The sequence below is a fragment of the Nostoc sp. DSM 114167 genome (assembly GCF_052692655.1).
Map to the genome: position 1 here is coordinate 3,020,779 of NZ_CP195116.1, position 19,878 is coordinate 3,040,656.

A 19,878-nucleotide genomic window follows, 5' to 3' on the forward strand; every position below is an offset into this window, starting at 1 on the left:
TTTTTATGTTAAGCGATCGCAGAAATTTCAGTTAATTTGTTTTCGATAGTTTTGCAATTTGTCCAGTAAAGTATGCTTCTTCATGTTTGAGTTGTTGCGCCAGTTTTAACCCTTGTTGAAAAGCTGTTAATGCTTGAGGAAATTCTTTGCGTTCTAGATACAATTGCCCAATTTGGTCATAAGCTTGCATCATTCCGTAAAAGTTGGCAGCTTGCGCCTGTATCTGCACCAGAATTTCGCTAGCCTGCAAAGCCTCCTGTGTTTGTCCTTGGGAACGATACAACGCAATTAACTTTTGCAAAGCATCACCAGCCCGAACGTACTCCTTTAATTGCCAAGCAGTGGTATAAGCTTCTTGATAATTATTAAAAGCTTCTAGCAGTAAGTTAGGATCTTTCTTAGCTAGAGATTCGTAATCTGAAGCGATCGCTAGCTTTAATTTTAATATTTCCGTAAGATTATTTTCATTGGCATAAATTTCTGTTAGTTTGTTAAGTACATTCAATGACTGCTGCGGTTGGTTTGTCTGCTCGTAAATATAAGCCAGCTGTTGCAGATATGTTACCTCGTTTACGCGATCGCCAAGGGATGTAGCGAAACTCAACAATTCCTCATAGATTGGTGCAGCTTTGCGATAATCAAACCAACTCAAATGCAGTTCTCCAATTGTTTTGAGGGTTTCTAATACTGCTGTCTGGTCTTGTTGTTGTCGCACTACTAGCAAAACTTGGTTGTAAGCTTCTATGGCTAGTTTAGACAATCGCACATTTTTGTAAGCTTCACCTAGCGATCGCCACAATTCTAAATCGATTGGAGCAGCTTTTTTCTGAGATTGGGCTTGTTTTTGAATTGCTTGCAATCGTTCCGTAATATATTGTACTTCTTGTCCATCGTTTAGCTTCCAAGCGATCGCCCCAACTCGTGATAATGCTTGCACTTCTGCTAATGAACCTAAAAAGCGCCGCAAACGTAATTCTCGGTTCCAAATTTCAAACGCCGCCACCTGTTCGCCTGCTTGCAGTTTCGCCGCCGCTTCTTGATTTAATGCATCTAACGCTGGTTCTAACTTTTGCCGTTCTTGGAGAGTTAACGGCTGTTTATCCTTGGGCGATCGCGGTGACAGTGGATCGGGTGTGGTAATCTCTAGAGGGCTGGGAGGAAATTTATCGGGTGGTTTCGGCGGTTTACTCGCTGCCAGTGTTAAAGAATTGCTAAAGAGTATAGTAGCAGTAGCGATCGCAATTAAGTGCTTGAGCATTCCTTCCTTTACTTTGCCTTGAGTGATTTGCATGAGATAATTAACAATTATCCCCATGCCTATTATTGACTAACTATTCTCCAGCTTTTCTCCAGCTTTACAAGAAAAGCCTACCTGAGAGCAATCTGGCTTCAGCACACAGAGAAAAGATAGTGTAGGGATTTTGCCAAAATAAATGCTTAACGAGTTCTAGTTGTTAGGTACAAGATGTAAAGTTTCACGTGTACTCAAACGGCTAATTTTCTCCAATCAGAGCATCTATCCTAGATATAATTTAAAAATTGCGATCGCAACCAGGATTTTTGAGTCAGGGGAGTGTCAAAATAATCCTAGATCGTATTTAAGTAACTAGTCAATCGTTTTGTAATGACTCATTCTACTGATATCGCCACCTTAGCCCGTTGGATGGCAGCTGACTTTAGCAATCAAGAACAAGCTTTTGAAAATCCGCCTTTTTATGCTCATATCCGCGTCTGTATCCGTCCCCTTCCCTTAGAGTTGTTCTCAGGGGTAAGTTTGTTTCTCGAACAAGCTTATGATTTTTTGCTCAATCAACCCTACCGAATGCGGGTAATGAAGTTAATTCCGGCAGAAAACCACATTGCGATTGAACACTACACCGTTAAAGAAGAAGAGAAATTTTACGGTGCATCTCGCGAACCCGAACGCCTCAAAGAATTGTCTCTTGACCAATTGGAAAAAATGCCAGGTTGCAACATGATTGTAGAGTGGACAGGTAAAAGCTTCAAAGGCAGAGTTGAACCTGGTAAAGGCTGCATAGTGGTTCGTGACGGCAAAAATACTTATCTAGATAACGAATTTGAGATTGACGCTAAAGAATTTTTCAGCCTCGACCGAGGAAGAGATTTAGACACCGATGAACGTCTCTGGGGTTCTATCGCTGGCCCATTTCACTTTCTCCGCTGGGGTAGTTTTGCCGAAGAAGTAAAAGTGTAACAAGCTAGGAGTGAGGAGTGAGGAGTTGCAACTTTCTTTAATCAGCTAAGATTTGTTTGTGCTGCGATCGACCTGCAATCGAAATTTTATCGCGATCGCCTAAAGCTTACCAAAAACATCCAGTTAACCTACTATCTCTACCTCAAAATCCTATGCTATCATGGTTTAACTAGTGTCCTATGACTGCTAAATAGCTGCTAAGATACCTTAGCAATATAAAAGTAGGTCAGGGAATCTTGCTGTGGCGGCATAGCCAAGTGGTAAGGCAGAGGTCTGCAAAAGTTCTAAGAGGTAGTGAGGGGTAAGTCCCAAACCTTGGCAAAATAGGCTTTTTCAATAAATTCTTACAGGGATATACCAAATCCTCGTTAGAGAATGATAGCTGTTTCTCTTCTATTAGCTATCATTATTTTTGCGAGGTTTTACTGTGAGTAGAGTGTCAAAGGGCACAGTTGGTATTGAATCTTTCCGTGGTTTTTTTCGCATAAGGCTTCCCTCTTGTGTAGCTAAAGGTGCATCCAGATATTTCAGCACTGGATTAGTTTCAACGGCAGAAAATCAGAAAAAAGCACAGGTCGTTGCATGGGCGATAGAAGAGGATATAGCCAAAGGCGTTTTAGATTGGACTTTGAACAAATATAAGACTGGGGGTTCTCCTTTATTGCAAGCCCAGGACTGGGTTTGGAACCTAGACAAGCTTTGGGGTAAGTACTGCGAATTTATGCGATCGCAGTTAGCTAAAACAACTTACGAAAAGGATTACGTTCGGAAGTTCGCTAACCATATTAGAGCGCTCCCAACTAAAGATGTTCGGAATGCTATAGAGATAAGAGATTATCTTTTGGCTAAATTCTCTTCAGAGACAACTAAGCGTGTCCTCACATATATATCCGCCTGCTGTCGATGGGCTGTGCGATCGCATCTGCTACCCACTAATCCTTTTGATGGGCTAGCGGCTGATGTTAAGCAGTCAAAAAGTAAGACTGCTAGTGCCATTGACCCTTTCAATAAGGATGAGATGAACAGCATCATCCAGGCATTTGAAGCGCACAACCAGTACAAGCACTATGTCTCGTTTGTAAAATTCCTGTTCTTGACTGGGTGTCGTCCTGGTGAAGCGATCGCACTTCAATGGAACCACATTAAAACTGATTGTGCGGAGATTCAAATTGTTGAAAGTTATGACACACGGTTCAAAATTCGTAAAGACACCAAAACTCATAAATCTAGGCGATTTCCATGTAACGAACAGTTAAAAAATTTACTCTTGGATATTCGCCCCAAGGAGCTAGCGCATGACGGCGTTGTATTCCCATCTCCGCGTGGTGGCTTGATAGATGCTAGTAAGTTCACAAACCAGGTGTGGAGAGGCTGTAGGTCTGGGAAGAAAATCTACAAAGGTGTGATTAGTCAGCTTGTAGAAGAGGGGAAAATAGCACGATATCGACCGCCATACAACGCTCGGCACACGTTCATCACAGAGTGCTTAGAGCGTGGTGTCCCAGTACAACAAGTGGCGCGGTGGGTTGGTATAGCAACGGACAAGACTGTTAGGACGTAAACTGAGAAGGTAAAAGAGAAAATTAAATACAGTCGATGCCAAAACCCTACAGTTATGATTTAAGACAAAAAGTAATCAATGCGATCGTATTAGATGGCATGACCAAAACTGAGGCGGCGCAAGTATTCCAAATCAGTCGCAACACCATAAATCTATGGCTACAAAGGCAGGCGGAAACTGGAGACTACCAGCCTAAGCCGACTCGTCCCCAGAAAACAAACGCCAAAATTATAGATTGGGAGGAGTTTAGTCAGTTTGCTCAAATGCACGGGGACAAGACACAAGTGCAAATGGCACAGCTATGGTCAGGTCAGATCAGTCCGAGGACGATTTCACGAGGGTTGAAAAAAATAGGTTGGTCTCGAAAAAAAAGTCTTATGGATACCGAGAACGAGATCAGGCTAAACGTGCCATTTTTATCCAGCAATTAGATTTAATTCCAGAGTCACAACGAGTGTATATAGATGAATCAGGAATGGATGCACGGGATGATTACGGTTATGGCTGGTGTCAACGAGGTCAAAGGTTTGAAGCACTCAAGTCAGGACGCAGAACGGGTCGGGTCAATATGATTGCTGCCTACTGCCAACAACAGTTGATGGCACCATTTACTGTGGAAGGAGCTTGTAATCGAATAGTTTTTGAAACTTGGGTTTCCACTTGCTTAATTCCTGTACTCCAACCAGGACAAGTGATTATTCTTGATAATGCCACCTTTCATCATGGCGGACGTATTGCCCAATTGATTGAGCAGGCAGGTTGTCAGTTATTATATTTGCCGCCTTATTCTCCAGACCTCAACCGCATTGAAAAGTGTTGGGCTTGGCTTAAATGTCGTATTCGCCACATCTTATCCTCTTGTTCTGATTTACGACCAGCTATGGAATCTGTTCTCAAATCTGCTGTGTCCTAACTCTACTGGCAACAGCTATAATTCTCCAGAAGTCATTTTTAAACATTATGCAGGGGTCTTGACTAATATTAGTGTCCCTGAATTTTTGATGTAGAGGAACATTTGCAGTCATGCGATCGCACCTCCTCTCTACCACCCTCCACGGAAGAGAATGCAACATTTACAGCCTATTTTTAGGCATCAAAATGCAATTATGAATAGAAGATTATTCAATAATGGCGAAGAATACAGCTACTTTTAAGGATTAACTATTAACAGCAACTGATGGTCAAAAGCCTTGCAAAACAATTACACCACAAAATAAAAATGTTTTTACTAGCTTATAAAAGAGAAAAATAATATTAGTAAATAGTGGACATACTGTACTACATAGAATTAAAATGAAACAGACAAAGGAGCTTTTTTATGAAACAGAAGTCAGCCCCGATCAACGACCCAGACCTCAGCAAAGTATTAAGCTTTCGCCAACCAGCCAATATTGATGTAAAAGCTGTTGCAAAAAAAGCAGGTACGACCATTAACGGCTTGTTGCGTGCAGCTTTGCTTGAATATATGGAGCGAAACCAACTCGCCTCCTAGAGGTGCGATCGCACAAAACACCCACTCAACTTTTTTATTGTTACAAACACACAAAAAAAAGTTGACCGACCCCAACCGCCTTTTGCACAGGCTTTTCAAGGAATCAATCAACGAAAAATAACTAAAGCTATTGTATCACAATTCAAGTAGCTATTTGCAAAGAGAACGAGAGAGAAAATAAAAAATCCTTGTAAAACTGAAAAAGCAAAAGGCGATAAACCGCAATACTTATCGCTCATTGCAATGTTAAAAACTTCAAATATAATTTCAACTAATCAGCTATTTTCTGCTGATTCAAGTATAGATAATGATGCCACAAACGGCAAGTCTGGAAGTGAAAAACAGAGAGATATAGAGATAGCTAAAAGAATTATTAGCAAGGCTTCTCAACTGGAAGCTCATGGATTCACAATTCATCCTCAACAATTTATTTTAGCTACCAGTGAACTTGAGGAGGATAATTTTGATGTCTCTGAGTGGCAAGCTTTTAACCCAATACATAATGCTGATGAGATTGTAGCAGAATTAGAAATTATTCCTGAAAATTGGGAGATAACACCGCTACGAGATAAGCGCCCATACCTTAAAAACTGGCAGGATGAGAACATCTTAACCAGAGATTTTATTGAAAAAGAAATTCTAGAAGGCGAATTAAAAATTAGCAAAAAAACAGGGCGACCATTCAGGCTTTATGCTTCAGGATTTGGATTAAAAACGGGTGACATCTCCGGTGGGATTATTGCAATTGATATTGATGGTAGCAGCGCACAACCTATATTAGAAAAATTAAGCAATGGGGAGCTACCAGAAACTATTAGCTGGAAATCTGGCAAGCCAGGGCGATATCAAATAGCTTTTCAAATCCCAGAAGAAGATAGAGAATTTTTAACCCAATTCACTAGAGCCGTAGTAAACCAAACAGATGATTTAAAATCCAATCCCGGTGAGCAATTAGAATTCCGGTACAACAAGATGCAATCTTGCTTACCACCTTCAAGGCATCCTGAAACGGGTAGCTACCAGTGGATTAATTCGCCAGAGGATATAGAGATTGCGATCGCGCCTCAATGGTTGCTCGATTTGCTTCCTAAATTAGTAGCTAAAGAGCAGGAAGAAAGCAGCAAGAAACAGAAAACTGAAAAGCAATATGATGGTAGCTACGCGGTAGGATCTGATGATGTAAATAACCCTTATGATGCACGAAATTTAATTCAATATTGTGAAGGGTATCGGGAGAAAAACAACGACTGGCTTGAGGCTAAATGCCCAGTACATAACGGAAGTAGCACAACCTCGCTAACAGTAAACCGCCACAATGGTAAATTCCAGTGCTTTAATGATTGCTGTAACAAGGACATTTATAAAAGCCTAATTGAATTAGCTAAAATTAACGGGGTGGTATTCCCTAATAAAAAATCACCTGAACAGATAGCCCAAGATAATCCACAATTTGAAGCTGAAAAAATAATCCACAGGCAACTAGAAGGGTTTGATTTTGAGAAGATAACCCAAATGGGGATAACAATTACTCGCATTAATAAAGAGAAGCTATCCCCACAGGATTTAAACCTTGAAAAAGGTAAGATATCAATAGTATTGAGTGCTAAGGGCACGGGTAAAACAGAGGGATTGCAGCCTTATATACCAAGCTACAAGGCTGTATATTCATGGCATACGCGGGTAACTCTAGCCATTAAAATGGCATACGACTTAGGACTAATTTATAAGAATGAAATAGATAATTATCTTCTAGCAACCAAAGCCTCATTCTGTGCCAATTCTGCCTATAAATTCCATCCTAAAGTGCTGCAAGATAACGCACTGCTTTTATTTGATGAATGCGACCAAATCTTTGATTATACTTTTGACTCACTTTGCAACAAAGACGGCATCAGACCGCTAATATTAGCTAATCACAAGGCACATTTAGCAGCTACGCTAACAGATGGCTCTGCTGCCTACATGAGTGCAGATATCAGCCAAAAAGAGATTGACTACATCAGTGCGATCGCGCCTCCCAACGCGAAGATTGAATTGGTGGTGAATGATTACAAGCCCAAAAAAGGTACGCTGAAATTTTCAACGGACGGCAAGCCAGATAGTGTAATCAAGAATTTATTAAAAGACCTTGATAACCGTGTGCCCTGCTTCCTGCTGGATGATTTTAAGAATAGCTACCGTGGGTGCAAAACAATTGCTGAATTCATTCGCAAAGAGCGACCAGATTTAGCCCCATATATTGTAGAAATCAACGGCGATACCAGTGAGCAGGAAGACATTAAAAATTATGTAGAGCGAATTAATGAGAATTCAGCTAACACAATGCTTCTTTCTTGCAGCCCTTCAATTATTTCTGGAATCTCTCTGACCAACGGCAGATTTTATAAGGGTGTGTACGGCATCATAAACGGAATATTGACCCCTAATAATGGCTCACAAGGATTTGCACGGGTACGTGGGGCTGAAAACATTAGTATATGGGTGGCAAGCTCTGGGATGAATTACGAGGCTAGCAGGGCAGTAACACCTAGCGAGGTAGATAAATATTATCAGGATAATTACCACGCACGAAATAAAATCTTGCTAACTTATCAGACTGAATATAATCCCATGAAGCAGGAGTGGCACTCACCACACTGGCAACTATTCTGCCAGAATTCTGCACTAAAAAATCTCGAAATGCGACGGCTACGGTATTGGTATAAACAAAAATTAATTGATGATGGCTACAAAGTAATCGAAACGAACTTTGGTGTAGATGCTAGTGGTATTAGTGATTCTCTGAAAGAAATTGCAGGGCAACTCAAACTACAAGAAATATTGCAAATATCTGATGCGAAAAATTTATCATTTCACGAAGTACAGCAACTTAGTGATAAGAGTAATTCTGGCGAAAATCTGACACTGGAGGAGAGGCAGCAATTAACTAAGCACCATCTGAGAGATACTTTTGGAGATGAATTAATAGCTGAGGCATCAACTAAAATTCCTACGGGTGAGGAGCTAATTGGATTAGATGCGATCGCATTTATGAATCATCGAAACGGGCTTGAGAATTCGATGAGAAGATTCTATCGAAATTTCTATCAAGAAACTGCTGATATTGCCTCCAGTGATACTTATATTGAGAATAGGCAGCAGAAACTACGCCCTGACATTCCTGAATGTAATGAGCGCTTTCCAAAAGATATAAAATGGCAACTTCGTGAGCGTAAGCTGTGGGAATTTTTGGAATTCAAAAACTACCTTGACCCTAACAAAGAATATTATCCAGAAGACTATCAGCCACTAATTGATAAGGTGAGAAAGTACATTGAGCCAATCAAGCAGGCTACTGGGTACAACTTTGAGAAAGCAAGCGACGGGCAAGTGATTGCTTATCTTTATGGAATGCTGGGATTGAAACTCAACGAGGAGAAGCCCTCAGTAAATGGTAAGCGAATAAAAGTAAAAAAAATAATGCAAGCATCATGGGATTTTGCACAGAAATTCGTAGCTCATCAAATAGCTAAAAACGAGACTAAACAAATCTGTCCAGACCCCCTTGATCTTCTAGTGAAGGGTAATTATCGCAGGGGGTGTGGACAGATGCTAGAAACCTTACGCTGTAATAATTACAGCCATTCTAAGATAGAAAATCTTCCCCAAGAAAAAACAAGCAATACAAGGGGTGTGGACAGCGAAAATTACGAGCAACTAACACTAGTTTTAGATGGGTGGGATGAGTATCAAATAGCACGTCAAAAAGACCACAAAGACTATAGCGATTACCACGACATATATAGCTACCAGGATGATGATTAGCAACCGAGGGGGCAGAAAACGCGATCGCACTTCCTCGGATCGGAGTGTCCCCTAATTCTTGTTGCCTTCCTGCCAAGGAATAATAATAATAAAAGGATAAAAACAATGGATACTGATGAATTAATCTTGGTACGGCAAGAGCAACAATTAGTAAAAGAAATGGGGCAACTTTTTGAAAAGAGAGATGTCCTAACAAATGACCAATCATCAATTCAATATGCCAAAGATATCGCTCAAAAATTAAGAATCAACTATGGCAGCGCTTTATCATTAATCTTCTGGCTGGACGAACTCTTAGAAATCTATCCAGAAGATAAAAAATCGACAAGGATAGATGCGAAATCACGGCAACGATTGATTCAATTGGGGAGATTGATAAAAATAGCTGGAGGTCAAAAAGGATTATCTTTTTGTTGCTCTAAGCTTCCCAGCTACGCGGTCAATAATTTTAATTCTTTGCTGGATATGAGTGATAGCTGGAAGGAAAAGAAGTCAGGCAACACAGTGGCATATTGATCCTGCAATATGTGCAGGGTCGTTTTTTCAGCCGTGTAGTACGCTCTTAATCCCTGCCCTGTACCTGTTTTACCTGGATGTCGTTTAATCCATATTTCCCGACATTTTTATCAGATGTATGGGTTTCGATAGTGAACTAGGTTTTGGGAATACTACACCTAGTCCTTCTCTAAAATGGTGTACTTTATCATGAATATGCAGGTAAATCTACTTGGCGCATTCAGTCAGCTTAACCAACTACTGCCAGAACAAGCAGAAAAAATCAAATCTTTTATTTCTGAAACGTTTAATTATGAGCCGAAAATTGGCATTATGGGTAAAACAGGTGTAGGTAAGTCAAGTCTCTGTAATGCTCTTTTTGGAAAAGATGTTGCACCTGTCAGTCACGTTGAGAGTTGTACACGAAAAGCTCAGGAATATTCAGTACGTCTGGGTTCAGGAAATATCAAACTAGTTGATTTACCTGGTGTCGGTGAAACAGTCCCTCACTTATAAGATGTTTTAACAAACGAGAAGCAAAGTCTTGTCTACTTAAAAAATCTTTTTTTGTTGGAGGTCTGGCGACAGGTATAAAGTCTAAAGTTTTCATTAATGTAATGAACTTTCCAAAATTTACAGTTATAAGAACTCATAAATATACTGTATATCTATGAGTTCTTATAATTTAAATATCCTAACAAAAAGGGTTATAATCCTCAGTAATTACATTGAAAAATAAAAAAAGACTTGGTAAAGTGTTTTTATTTTGCAGAATAATAGTTAAAAGCTTTAGCAAAATCTGCGAATTTGAATTTAACAAAGATAGGAAGATAAATAATCTGTCGGTCTACACCTAACGGGGATAATCTGCGTCAATTTCTACTTTTTCATCAATTGCTATCTCTACACCACTTCTAGCCACAGGTGATAACATAGCCAAACTCGCCGCCGCCCCTAACACCTGCTCATCGCTCACTTCCAAGTATCTCTGCAACTGTTCTAAATTCCGATGCCTTGAGATTTCCTGAATAACTCTCAAAGGTATGCCAGCGTTACTCATCTGGCTTAATGCAGACCTTCTAAAGCTATGGGTAGACACGCCAATTATCCCAGCTTGTTTGCAAGCTCCTCTCAAAATCCTAGCGGCTGAGTCTTCGCTGATGTGTCCATCACTGCGACCGGGAAACAGATAACTCTTTCCGGCCAGTGGGTAGTATTCACCCAATAACTGCCGTAGGTCTTCAATCACTGGTATGGAGCGAGTAGCCAGCTTCCCCTTAGTGTTTGCTTTTCTGATAATCAGCCGGGGTCTGACATTGCCCTTGGGTGTGTAAATGTCTTGAGTCAACAGGGTGCAGCATTCACGGATACGGCAAGCACTGAATAGGCAGACACCGAACAAAGTGCGATCGCGGTTATTGTCTAAGCCATCGCTGAAGATTAGCTGTATCTCTGACTGTGTGAGAACTTTGGCGCGTCCGTGCCGATTGACTTTCGTTGCCAGACTGTAGACCCTGTGATCCACAGCCTACAACGATTTTACACCTATTAGTCAGAATTGCTCGACCGAGGTTAATAATCGTTTCTTTCGCTACATTTATCAATTGTAATAACCTCAATATTGTGGATATAACAACCAAACTTAATCCGACTAAAATTGAAAAGTTCCGCTTTATGTTGCAGCAACCATTCAGGATTATTATCAGGGTATAAATATATATTGTAAGTACAAGTGAATATTTTCCAATTAACTTTAATTTTGTAAACTGCTTTGCAATTGTAGAACGAGTTAACTACTCTTGTTAGAGTCCTTATGGAGTTTGACTTTTCAGAGATAAATGATAAATCAATATTTTTTGGCAACCTCAATTTTGTTGTATTACATCGAAAATCAATTTCATTATTGCCCTTATATTTATCGCAAATTACACACAGAGTTTGTGAGTTTTCTATAGAGATTTTACCCCCCAAACGCAACGGTTTTATATATCTGATTTCTAATTTACTTTCGATATTAGCTCCACAACATAGGCAAGCATACCCGTCTCTTTGCTTAATTTTTACCCTTTCTGCTTCGGTTAGCTTTCTATAATCTTTTATTTTCGCTTCTACAATATGTCTCTCTAGTTGTTTGGTAAAAAGCTCTGTCTCCCACTGAATTTGTTTCATCGCTGTGAGTATCAGTTCTTTTACATTTTCCTCTGTTGTTGTGTGGAGAATTTCTACTATTAATTTTTGGAGAATTACTGACGTATCTGCAAGAAGAGGTCGTTTGAGTAAAGCTTTTTTAATACCATGATCTTGAGGTTCGATCTTTTGATAAGCAGCTACTCCATCGAAATCTTTCAGAATAACTTTTTTTCTTTTCTTTAACATTTGATTAAACTTAGCTTTACCAGTCCCATGTGTCCAACGTTCATGAGCATCTCTTAGCTGATTAAATTCTTGCATCGGTTGCGCTCCCCTTTTTCTCTTATTCGTCGGTAAATAGATACTTCCCAAAAATAAACGCAACTATATCTCTCCCCGTTTACCCCCCGTTTCTGGATTTCAACCCCATGATTATCGCTGACCCCCCCCTTCGGGAAACGAACCTCATAAATAAAAACCCCAATTCTATCAGTTTGTTCCCCCAAAACAGGGAATTATAAATGGTAGCTACCCAAATAATATTTAAAACATCTATGAACTTCTACGAAATCAACAAATTATCCCGTGAGATTGCTGACCGCATTGAGCAAATGAACGCAGATATTGCGTGGCTTAAAAAAGACACAGAAAAGCAATTTAAAAAACCATTGCAACAGGAAACTTCTCAGCCTGCTGCCATATCTAAGTTTCAATCCCAAGAACTGACACCCGAACAAATTAAGGAACAATTCGCCTTGCGCGGTGAAGATTTTTTGAATGAAACTATTCAAGAAATGGGTAAACAGTTCCCAAGTCAACTCTACGAAAACCAAACTCAAAAGCTACCAGCAGCACCAGCACCCCAAACGCACGAACAGATACTAAAAATGGTAAAAAAAGGCGACTCCATCGACAGCATTTTGCTACGTTTCCAAGGAGTAGAATAATGTCTGAAGATGAAAAAGAATTTGATGCTGAGAAACTGCAAAAGCTTTGGGACTTAATTAATCCTGAAGTCGCCCCACAGCATCAACAAAAAAACTATAAAACTGGATGGAATCATGAGAGGGCAGAAGAAGCAAGGCAACGAATAAAAACTACTAAACCTTGGCTTTATTCGACGGGAGCGATAACAAATCTGGGCAAGAAGATAGTATCTAGAAATGCTTTTAAGCACGGTCTTTATTCCAAAGTGTTTAATGCGTCCAATCTTGAATCTGTAGAAGTGTCCGTGACCTCAGCAGACATAGAACGCAAAGAGGCAATTAATGATACCGTAAAGCCAGAGAACGAGGACACCTTGCAATCGCTGTAAGGCTTGTGGTACAATACTTAAAGGCATTGTAAAGACTATTTAAAGATGGTATTATTAGAAAAGCCAGCGCTCTGTAACAGCGCTGGCTTATGCTTTTTTTGGAAAATTAAAATCATGTCCATTCTATCAAATGAATGCCCTCAAACTGTGAGGGCTATGACTTGTCATAGCCCCTTCGCCTATGCTTTGGCACTAGGTCAGAAACGCGAAGAATATCGCCGTAGATCCACGAATTACCGTGGATGGGTATTTTTTCATTCAGGATTGTCAACAGCATCAGATTATGCTTTTCAATATTTGGATATGTCGCCCGAAGATGCGAAACGCGGCTACATCATTGGAGGAGGCTACTTAAATTATTGCTCCAAGTCAGGCAACATTTGGGCTTACGGATTTATCAATTCAGTGATTTTTGAAAATGCCCAAAAAATCAAAGGCAAGCAACCAATTCTCTGGCAGCCTGCTAATGATTATGAGGTAAAAATTTTCAATTCTGCATGGCAGATTTTACAATCGATGATTCATGCTGCCAAGTAAAATCAATGGCATTCTAGGGCATCCTGACGGGTCTATTCTGGCATCCATGCCAGTCTAAAAGCCTAGCAATTCCCTAAATCCCAAAGTGCGATCGCATCCTCTCAACTATCAACAAGAGGAAATGCGATCGCACTTATTTAGACCGCATATTTATAGTAGTTAATTGCTTTTATTAATTAATTCCAATATTCATCAATCTTTGGCGAATGTTAGCGGCATACCATTGACCACCCTTTGAGGTAGTCAGCCCCAATTCGTTCAGCCTATCAGCGATTTTGGAATAGCCCAATCCCTCACTTCGCAGTTGTTTCGCAAGTGTGATCGCATTGTCTGAATTTGCCCTTGCTTTCGCTACAGAAGCCGTTCTCCCTGCCTTGCCTAGTTGTGCCCCTTGTGCTTTTTTCACTGCCAAGGCTGCACGGGTACGCTCACCTATTTGCTTTCTTTCTTGTTCAGCTAGCATTGCCCAAATATAAATTTCCATTTGACTCATTCTAGGCGATGAAGCTATTAATAAATCTGGCGTTTCTTTTCCCCACATATATTTTTGAGTGAAGCCGCTGACATGATACATTTCACGGCTGAAGCGGTCTAGTTTAGCTACTAAAATCTTCGATCCATTCATTTGTGCTAGTGTCACGGCTTGGCAGAAAATAGGGCGTTCTTTTGGGTCTACTTTTCCACTTACTGTCTCCTCAAATTCTCCAATAATTTCTAGATTTAATTGTTGGGCTACTTGACGGCACAAGTCTAATTGAGCTTCTAATCCTAGCCCTGATTTTTCTTGTTGGTCAGTGCTTACCCTGCAATAAATTACCACCGTGTTTGTATCGATTACTTTTGATTTTCTTGCTGTAGCCATGCTTTTGTAGTATCCTTACGCCCTTAGACCACTATAGGGCACTACAAAAGCCTCAGAAGACAAGATTTCATGAATTTTGTATACTGTGTATACGGCTGTAAACATAGTCTAGATACTTATTAGATGGGTATACGCTTATTAACAAAATAGCGTATACTATTTGTATACGTGCCGTATACGACAATAAGCAACATGGAGAAAAAAGTATTATCATTCCGGGTGAGCGAGGCTGAAATAACTGCAATAGAATCATTTCAGCAGCCAGAAGATAGTAGCCTGGGGCAAACTGCGCTAAGGCTGCTCAGAAGTCTTATAGGAGTGCAGCCGGACACCACTGTAAACGCCGTAGACACTCATGAGATAAAGGATAGAGTAGAAAGCTTAGAGGAAAGGCTAAACGGGGCTATCATCACTCGTGAGCAGCTCTCAGATTTTGTAAACGATATCGTAGACAAACGTATACATCACTTGGTGAATGCTCTAAGCGACCATGAAAATAGGCTTCTAGGGATTGAACAAGCTCAAGAAAAGCAATCCCCCACCCCGGTCACTGCCGAAGTAACAACTCAAGATGTGGTTTTGTCTCTGCTCCAGGACAAAGAAGATGCGATCGCGCCTGAAGCAACAGAAGAGAATGTAGTTTCTGCTCCGACAGGGAAAAAAATATCTCCCAAAAAACTAAAAAGTATCGCAACCAGTATTCAAAATACTTTTAAAGGTAAGGGCATAGAAATCAGTCAAACAATTATAAAAAATAAAATTTTAGAGATGTACCCCAACCCTAATGATTGGCTTCCACATAGCGATGCAAGGCGAGATTTAATTCGAGCTTTAGAGAAGGAACATAAATAATAAAAAAGCTAGCATATCTTCAAGCCAGCTTCCTTATGTTGCGTGGGTGCGATCGCATTTTTTGACTAAAAATCAACTGGGATTGCATTAGGATTGTCTAGGCTAACAGATTCTATTTCTACCACTTCACCATCTTCAAAGTTAAGAACAATTTCTACAGGAATTATACAAATTTGAGGCTTGCTCTTACCACGGTTTATCTTTATATATCTAATTTCTCCTGCATCATGATCGTAATATCCTGTATCTAAGTCAGGAGAACTAAAAGGGATGCTGAAAAATATGATGGCATTTGCATTATAAGTAACTGAGTCGTTAGTATGAGCAAATACAGAAGCATCATGAATTTCAATAGAAGTTATTTCAGGTTGTATTTCACTCAAGTCAATATATTCTATTTGTTCTCTAGGATGTCTACCATCCGTAAACTCTAATGTTGCAAAATCCTCAGAAATACTATCTTTTATTTCATCGAGATAATGAGTTAGGCTCTCTAAATATCTATCTTCCATTTTGTGCTTCTTGATTTTGGCATAACAAATTAAACTCTGCTTCCTTCCCATGATTGCTAGAAAATACGCAATAAAGAATGTTTACGAAGCAAGTAGGAAGCAAATCCGACTACATCATAATAGGGTATAACAAATAAAATTATGAGCTTAAAAATACTTAACACATATATCTCTAAGGAGAAGATAGCACTTAACCGCGATCGCACTTCTGCTAACTATCAAAATTTATAGTTTTACCATTAAAGTGGTCATTAATATTCTTTGGTGCCAACCAGCCAGGAATTTTTACTTTCTTGTCGACTTCTGCATCACCCTCAAAGTTGTTCAACCCGTTAATTACTGCCATATCTAGAGGTATCTTACCGTCTGCTGTTTTGCGGTCGATTTGAATTGTTCCCCTAGCCCTACCTTTAGCGCTACCACTGTCCCCACCCGTTGCAGTATTGGTGAAAAAGTGGGCAATACACACAAGCCGTTCCTCTGCCTTCCTGGGGTCACTGAGAGAGGCTTTCACAAACTTTCTAGCAGGTTGTTTTGTAATGTCAGAATCAGAATAGTTGGTGAATTCATCAACTAATAATTGCTGCTGTTTCTTGTCAACTTGATTATTAATTCTATCCAGCCAACGCTCCCGTGCATCATCAAAAGCTCCGCTTATTTCTTCTTCGCTCTGAGCAACAAACTGGGGATTTAAATACTTCCATGCCTTCCTTAAATTGTCTCCTGCATGAGCGTCTATAAGTTGGTACAAGGGCATATCAAATAGGTATTGTCTGAGCATCACAATAGACGCTGCTAGAGTTGATTTACCGCTTCCCGCCTCACCAAGTACCCAAATAGGTTTTTGATTGTCGATAACCTTCCATAGCCATCCATCCTCATGATTTTTCAGAGCATCAACAATATTGTTTTTTAATTGTTGACTAGAGGATGTGTGGCTGTCAGATTTATCATTTACTTTTTCGCCTTGAAGTTTGTCTAATTTCTTTGTCGCTTCGGCAGTGGTCAGCCGATTATCTGCAATCTGTTTATCTAATTCACTCAAATTTAGCTCATGGCTTTTAAGTGCAATTTCCCCTTGCAGTCGTCCGTTTATCTCATCCATAGCCAATTCACCAGGGCTTTTCATCTGGTCAATTGTTTCGCTGGTGTGACGTGCGATCGCACTTTTGGTTATCTCGCTTTGTTGGGCTTTTGAGAATTTGGTTAAATCCAAATGATTGCCAGCAATAATGTCGTTCTCAATTGCTTTAATTTTGAGCATTGAGAATTGACTATGGATTGCCTCTTCCTGTTTATTGGTTAAGTTTTTTGATACTCCCCACGCTGCTAGTAATGCACTTGTTCCAAGCATTCCATACAGCATTGCTGTGTTATCCTCTGGGGGGAGAATGCGAATAATTTTAATACTCTCGTTGAACAAAAAGTTACGCCTCTCGCTTTCTATTATCCAGCTAACACCACGCTTAAAATTTTCTTCTTTACACGGTTTTTTAGTTTGCTGAAAACAGTATAGTGTTTCTTCCCATTTTACTGAATCATTCCACAGTGGCAGAGTCAGAGATAAGCCAGCAACAACTAAACTCCCTACAAAAAATGTGGCAGTCCTGCGCTGTGATTTTAATTTTTGATTGAACTGCTCTATCTCTTGCATGGCTTAATCTCTTCGATAAACTACAAAAGCAAGTATTGCTAACAAAAAATAAAAACCATAAGCATAAAATAATAATTTAAGTTGAGTCAGAAAATCGCTTATTGATTGGTCAATACCTGATGTTTTTGACCATTTGTAAAATAAAGCTAGATTTTGAGCCGTAGACGTAGCATCAAGAAAGAATGAGTTAACAGCAAATATAAAAGTGATTAATCCCAGGATTCCCGCCAAAGGAGTATTACGCATTTTATTTTTTATTTAAACTGAACAAACCTATTATTAAAAAAATAGCTAAAGCACCAATAATTAAAAAGTCTTGTTGATTTAACTCAAAGCGATTTTTAGGATTTTGAGATTCCCGAATCTCTGTGTAAGTAGCTTTAATCTGTTCGTGAGTTTTAAATACTTCTTCCGATATTCTTTTGGTAGAAGTCCACCCAACGGCACTACCTAAAGCTAGCTTGCTAATTGTCTGCATTGGCTTTGCTTGCTTCACTTCCCACCGTTCGCTTGAGAATTCAAAAGCAAAACTATCTGATAAATCAATTAATCCAGGTAACATTGCGGTTGCAAATCCGCATACTTGGATAATTATTAAAGTAGTTTGTAAACTGAATAGTAACCAAGCTAGAGAAGCACTCCCAACCTGACAGCAGATAAATAATAATCCTGCCTCAAAGCGTTTACGAGTTTTGATTTCCTCATACAGCTTTTGCTCGTGGTGTGCCAAATATCTTGCTGTTTCTGGAGCAATCCCACTACTAGAGTTGTCATCATCTAGATATTCATCAAGCTGTTCAGGCATATAATTTAAGTAAGATGATTATCATGTTACCCAAGTGAATCTTGCAGTTCACTTGGGCTTTTTCAATGCTTAGAATCCAAGAGCAGATTGTACGGCTGAGAACTTGTCAAACAAGAATTGTTTGATAGTCCTTGGCTGATAGTTTTTTTGAGGAATTAAGTCAACTCTGCTGTTATCTCCATCAGCGAGTACATGATTAATTACCTTCGTTTGATATGCCTCATCAGCGTCTATCTGTTTTAGCTGAGGGCGATTACTCTGCTCTAATATGGTTGTTCTCTGCTCAACTCCTACAAGGTAAGCATCGATATAACCTTTAATTTGGGTGTAATTCATCTGGTAATTATGACGCTGGTTTTCTGCATTTCGAGCATTAACCAGTTCAGCAGCTAACTCACTCCGTTTGTGTCCATATTGGGTATTAGCTAAGGTTGCATTGATCACAGCTTTATCTATCTCAATAGCACTCTTGCCAGCATTTACTAAAACTTCGGAAATAGCTTTATTGTAGGCAGTAGAGCCATTGATTATCTCTTGATATGCTTGGGCTAGTTTAGGGGCAAACTCTGCTGATAGCCTGCCTTGTCGTGCCAATTCTCCAATCTTCTGAACCTTAACAACATCTCCCATCATTGCAGATGTAAAATCATCTAAAGTCACACCAAATTTAGTCTTTAAAACTTGATTTAATTTTCTTGTCTTTGGAGTGATATGGTTTTTTAGCTGTAGCGAACTTGAATCTTTTACCATTTGAAATACTCCTTCTCTACTGGATTAGTAAAATCTCTAAACTGCCTTTCTTTTAACCTTCCTTGGCTGAATCTCCAATTATCAAAAGTTAAGAATGACAGAAGAACGATTACACCTATGAGGATTAGTGATGCAGCTTTACGAGGATTAAATGAAATTACTAATACGTTATCCTGCTTTATCGGTGGGGACTGCAAGCCTTGATAAGATGCTTTTGATTTGGCTTTTGTTTCGTGTAGCTACCGCCTCCATTTCATTACCTAGCTTGATTAATCTGTTAGATAAATGCTGTGAATTATCATTGAATTTCTGCTCTGCATAATCAACTACAGCATCCAAAGCACTATCAATCTTTTCAGTATTCTGGCTAGTTTTATGATTGATATAAGCAACTAATGCTGATTGAATCCCATTAAGTAATTCGTCCAAACTTTCGCCACATTGCTCAATACTGTCAGCAATTAAATTAATCTCAGTATCGCTCAATGTTATACCCAATTTCTGAGACTTCTGTACTGTGAGCGCTCGTTTGTCTGCATCCGAATAATCAATTTCATCAGATGCGATCGCATCTTTGTTATTGTCCTCTTCCAGAGGGGCGATCATTTGCACTCCGTCGTCCTCTGTTTCTTGCTCTGTTTTGGTTTCAGCCTCTTGATGTGGGGTAGCTAGTTGTACTGTGGTGGGCATGATCACATTTACTATTTCAGTTGATTGATGGTCTTTAGTGATAGCCTTGATTACTTCTGTGCGAGTGTCGCTGTTCCAGTCAGTTTCGTAGTTTGGATACAGCTCTAAAATTTTCATCTCAATAGCTGTTCCTGACACTTCTAGAGCATTATTCTTCAGGGTGCGGCGGATAGAATCGACTTTGTTCTTCAATTCTTTGCTCAT

At 39.6% G+C, this 19,878-nt stretch carries 21 protein-coding genes; 11 read left to right on the plus strand and 10 right to left on the minus strand.

The window, feature by feature from the left end; all coding sequences use genetic code 11:
• Positions 1 to 31: 31 nt before the first annotated feature.
• Complete coding sequence (locus NSTC731_RS12870; RefSeq protein WP_445632078.1) at positions 32 to 1,258, minus strand: tetratricopeptide repeat protein; 1,227 nt, start codon at positions 1,256 to 1,258, stop codon at positions 32 to 34.
• 366 nt (positions 1,259 to 1,624) lie between these two features.
• Here NSTC731_RS12870 and NSTC731_RS12875 point away from each other — a divergent pair, with 366 nt between their 5' ends.
• The 7 genes from NSTC731_RS12875 (at position 1,625) to NSTC731_RS12905 (ending at position 10,083) form a co-directional block, all read left to right on the plus strand.
• A complete protein-coding gene (locus NSTC731_RS12875) occupies positions 1,625 to 2,215 on the plus strand; it encodes a chromophore lyase CpcT/CpeT (RefSeq protein WP_445631145.1) in 591 nt (196 codons plus the stop codon).
• A 427-nt stretch (positions 2,216 to 2,642) separates the two neighbouring features.
• Positions 2,643 to 3,776 carry a site-specific integrase gene (locus NSTC731_RS12880; protein WP_445631146.1) on the plus strand — a complete coding sequence of 378 codons (1,134 nt, stop codon included), beginning with the start codon at positions 2,643 to 2,645 and terminating at the stop codon, positions 3,774 to 3,776.
• Between the two features lie 35 nt (positions 3,777 to 3,811).
• Positions 3,812 to 4,689, plus strand: a protein-coding gene (locus NSTC731_RS12885) for an IS630 family transposase (RefSeq protein WP_445626187.1) whose coding sequence is annotated in 2 segments (ribosomal slippage) — positions 3,812 to 4,141 and positions 4,144 to 4,689 — 876 coding nt in all. Because the reading frame shifts where the segments join, the coding sequence is not laid out codon by codon here.
• Positions 4,690 to 5,094: 405 nt separating this feature from the next.
• Positions 5,095 to 5,268 carry a hypothetical protein gene (locus NSTC731_RS12890; protein ID WP_445631147.1) on the plus strand — a complete coding sequence of 58 codons (174 nt, stop codon included), beginning with the start codon at positions 5,095 to 5,097 and terminating at the stop codon, positions 5,266 to 5,268.
• 243 nt (positions 5,269 to 5,511) lie between these two features.
• Positions 5,512 to 9,072 (plus strand): plasmid replication protein, CyRepA1 family, encoded by a 3,561-nt coding sequence (locus NSTC731_RS12895; protein ID WP_445631148.1) that lies wholly within the window; start codon positions 5,512 to 5,514, stop codon positions 9,070 to 9,072.
• Between the two features lie 105 nt (positions 9,073 to 9,177).
• Positions 9,178 to 9,588 (plus strand): hypothetical protein, encoded by a 411-nt coding sequence (locus NSTC731_RS12900; RefSeq protein ID WP_445631149.1) that lies wholly within the window; start codon positions 9,178 to 9,180, stop codon positions 9,586 to 9,588.
• Positions 9,589 to 9,777: 189 nt separating this feature from the next.
• A complete protein-coding gene (locus tag NSTC731_RS12905; protein ID WP_445631150.1) occupies positions 9,778 to 10,083 on the plus strand; it encodes a GTPase in 306 nt (101 codons plus the stop codon).
• 337 nt (positions 10,084 to 10,420) lie between these two features.
• Here the strand turns inward: NSTC731_RS12905 and NSTC731_RS12910 are convergent, their stop codons facing one another.
• Positions 10,421 to 11,092 (minus strand): tyrosine-type recombinase/integrase, encoded by a 672-nt coding sequence (locus NSTC731_RS12910; protein WP_445631151.1) that lies wholly within the window; start codon positions 11,090 to 11,092, stop codon positions 10,421 to 10,423.
• A 47-nt stretch (positions 11,093 to 11,139) separates the two neighbouring features.
• The gene (locus tag NSTC731_RS12915) at positions 11,140 to 12,018 is read right to left on the minus strand and encodes an HNH endonuclease (RefSeq protein WP_445631152.1); all 879 of its coding nucleotides are present in this window, start codon (positions 12,016 to 12,018) and stop codon (positions 11,140 to 11,142) included.
• A 200-nt stretch (positions 12,019 to 12,218) separates the two neighbouring features.
• Between NSTC731_RS12915 and NSTC731_RS12920 the strand changes: the two genes are divergently transcribed.
• The 3 genes from NSTC731_RS12920 to NSTC731_RS12930 all read left to right on the plus strand — a co-directional run bounded on the left by NSTC731_RS12920 (position 12,219) and on the right by NSTC731_RS12930 (position 13,549).
• Positions 12,219 to 12,644, plus strand: coding sequence for a hypothetical protein (locus NSTC731_RS12920; protein ID WP_445631153.1), 426 nt, complete (start codon positions 12,219 to 12,221; stop codon positions 12,642 to 12,644).
• Positions 12,644 to 13,012 (plus strand): hypothetical protein, encoded by a 369-nt coding sequence (locus tag NSTC731_RS12925; protein WP_445631154.1) that lies wholly within the window; start codon positions 12,644 to 12,646, stop codon positions 13,010 to 13,012. The genes NSTC731_RS12920 and NSTC731_RS12925 overlap by 1 nt, the downstream gene beginning before the upstream one ends.
• Positions 13,013 to 13,126: 114 nt before the next feature.
• Positions 13,127 to 13,549 carry a hypothetical protein gene (locus NSTC731_RS12930; protein WP_445631155.1) on the plus strand — a complete coding sequence of 141 codons (423 nt, stop codon included), beginning with the start codon at positions 13,127 to 13,129 and terminating at the stop codon, positions 13,547 to 13,549.
• Positions 13,550 to 13,721: 172 nt separating this feature from the next.
• On the opposite strand, the gene NSTC731_RS12935 is transcribed toward NSTC731_RS12930, so the two are convergent.
• Positions 13,722 to 14,411, minus strand: coding sequence for a recombinase family protein (locus NSTC731_RS12935; protein WP_445631156.1), 690 nt, complete (start codon positions 14,409 to 14,411; stop codon positions 13,722 to 13,724).
• Between the two features lie 192 nt (positions 14,412 to 14,603).
• On the opposite strand from NSTC731_RS12935, the gene NSTC731_RS12940 reads away from it, so the two are divergent.
• Positions 14,604 to 15,263 carry a hypothetical protein gene (locus tag NSTC731_RS12940; RefSeq protein WP_445631157.1) on the plus strand — a complete coding sequence of 220 codons (660 nt, stop codon included), beginning with the start codon at positions 14,604 to 14,606 and terminating at the stop codon, positions 15,261 to 15,263.
• A 65-nt stretch (positions 15,264 to 15,328) separates the two neighbouring features.
• Here the strand turns inward: NSTC731_RS12940 and NSTC731_RS12945 are convergent, their stop codons facing one another.
• The 6 genes from NSTC731_RS12945 to NSTC731_RS12970 all read right to left on the minus strand — a co-directional run bounded on the left by NSTC731_RS12945 (position 15,329) and on the right by NSTC731_RS12970 (position 19,878).
• The gene (locus tag NSTC731_RS12945; protein WP_445631158.1) at positions 15,329 to 15,775 is read right to left on the minus strand and encodes a hypothetical protein; all 447 of its coding nucleotides are present in this window, start codon (positions 15,773 to 15,775) and stop codon (positions 15,329 to 15,331) included.
• A 211-nt stretch (positions 15,776 to 15,986) separates the two neighbouring features.
• Positions 15,987 to 17,429, minus strand: a complete 1,443-nt coding sequence (locus NSTC731_RS12950) for an ATP-binding protein (protein WP_445631159.1) — start codon at positions 17,427 to 17,429, stop codon at positions 15,987 to 15,989.
• A 3-nt stretch (positions 17,430 to 17,432) separates the two neighbouring features.
• Positions 17,433 to 17,675: a hypothetical protein gene (locus tag NSTC731_RS12955; protein ID WP_445631160.1), complete on the minus strand. Its 243-nt coding sequence runs from the start codon at positions 17,673 to 17,675 to the stop codon at positions 17,433 to 17,435.
• Position 17,676: 1 nt separating this feature from the next.
• Positions 17,677 to 18,234, minus strand: a complete 558-nt coding sequence (locus tag NSTC731_RS12960) for a hypothetical protein (protein WP_445631161.1) — start codon at positions 18,232 to 18,234, stop codon at positions 17,677 to 17,679.
• A 69-nt stretch (positions 18,235 to 18,303) separates the two neighbouring features.
• The gene (locus NSTC731_RS12965; RefSeq protein WP_445631162.1) at positions 18,304 to 18,984 is read right to left on the minus strand and encodes a hypothetical protein; all 681 of its coding nucleotides are present in this window, start codon (positions 18,982 to 18,984) and stop codon (positions 18,304 to 18,306) included.
• A gap of 168 nt (positions 18,985 to 19,152) precedes the next feature.
• Entirely contained in the window at positions 19,153 to 19,878 is a 726-nt protein-coding gene (locus tag NSTC731_RS12970; RefSeq protein WP_445631163.1) for a hypothetical protein, read from the minus strand.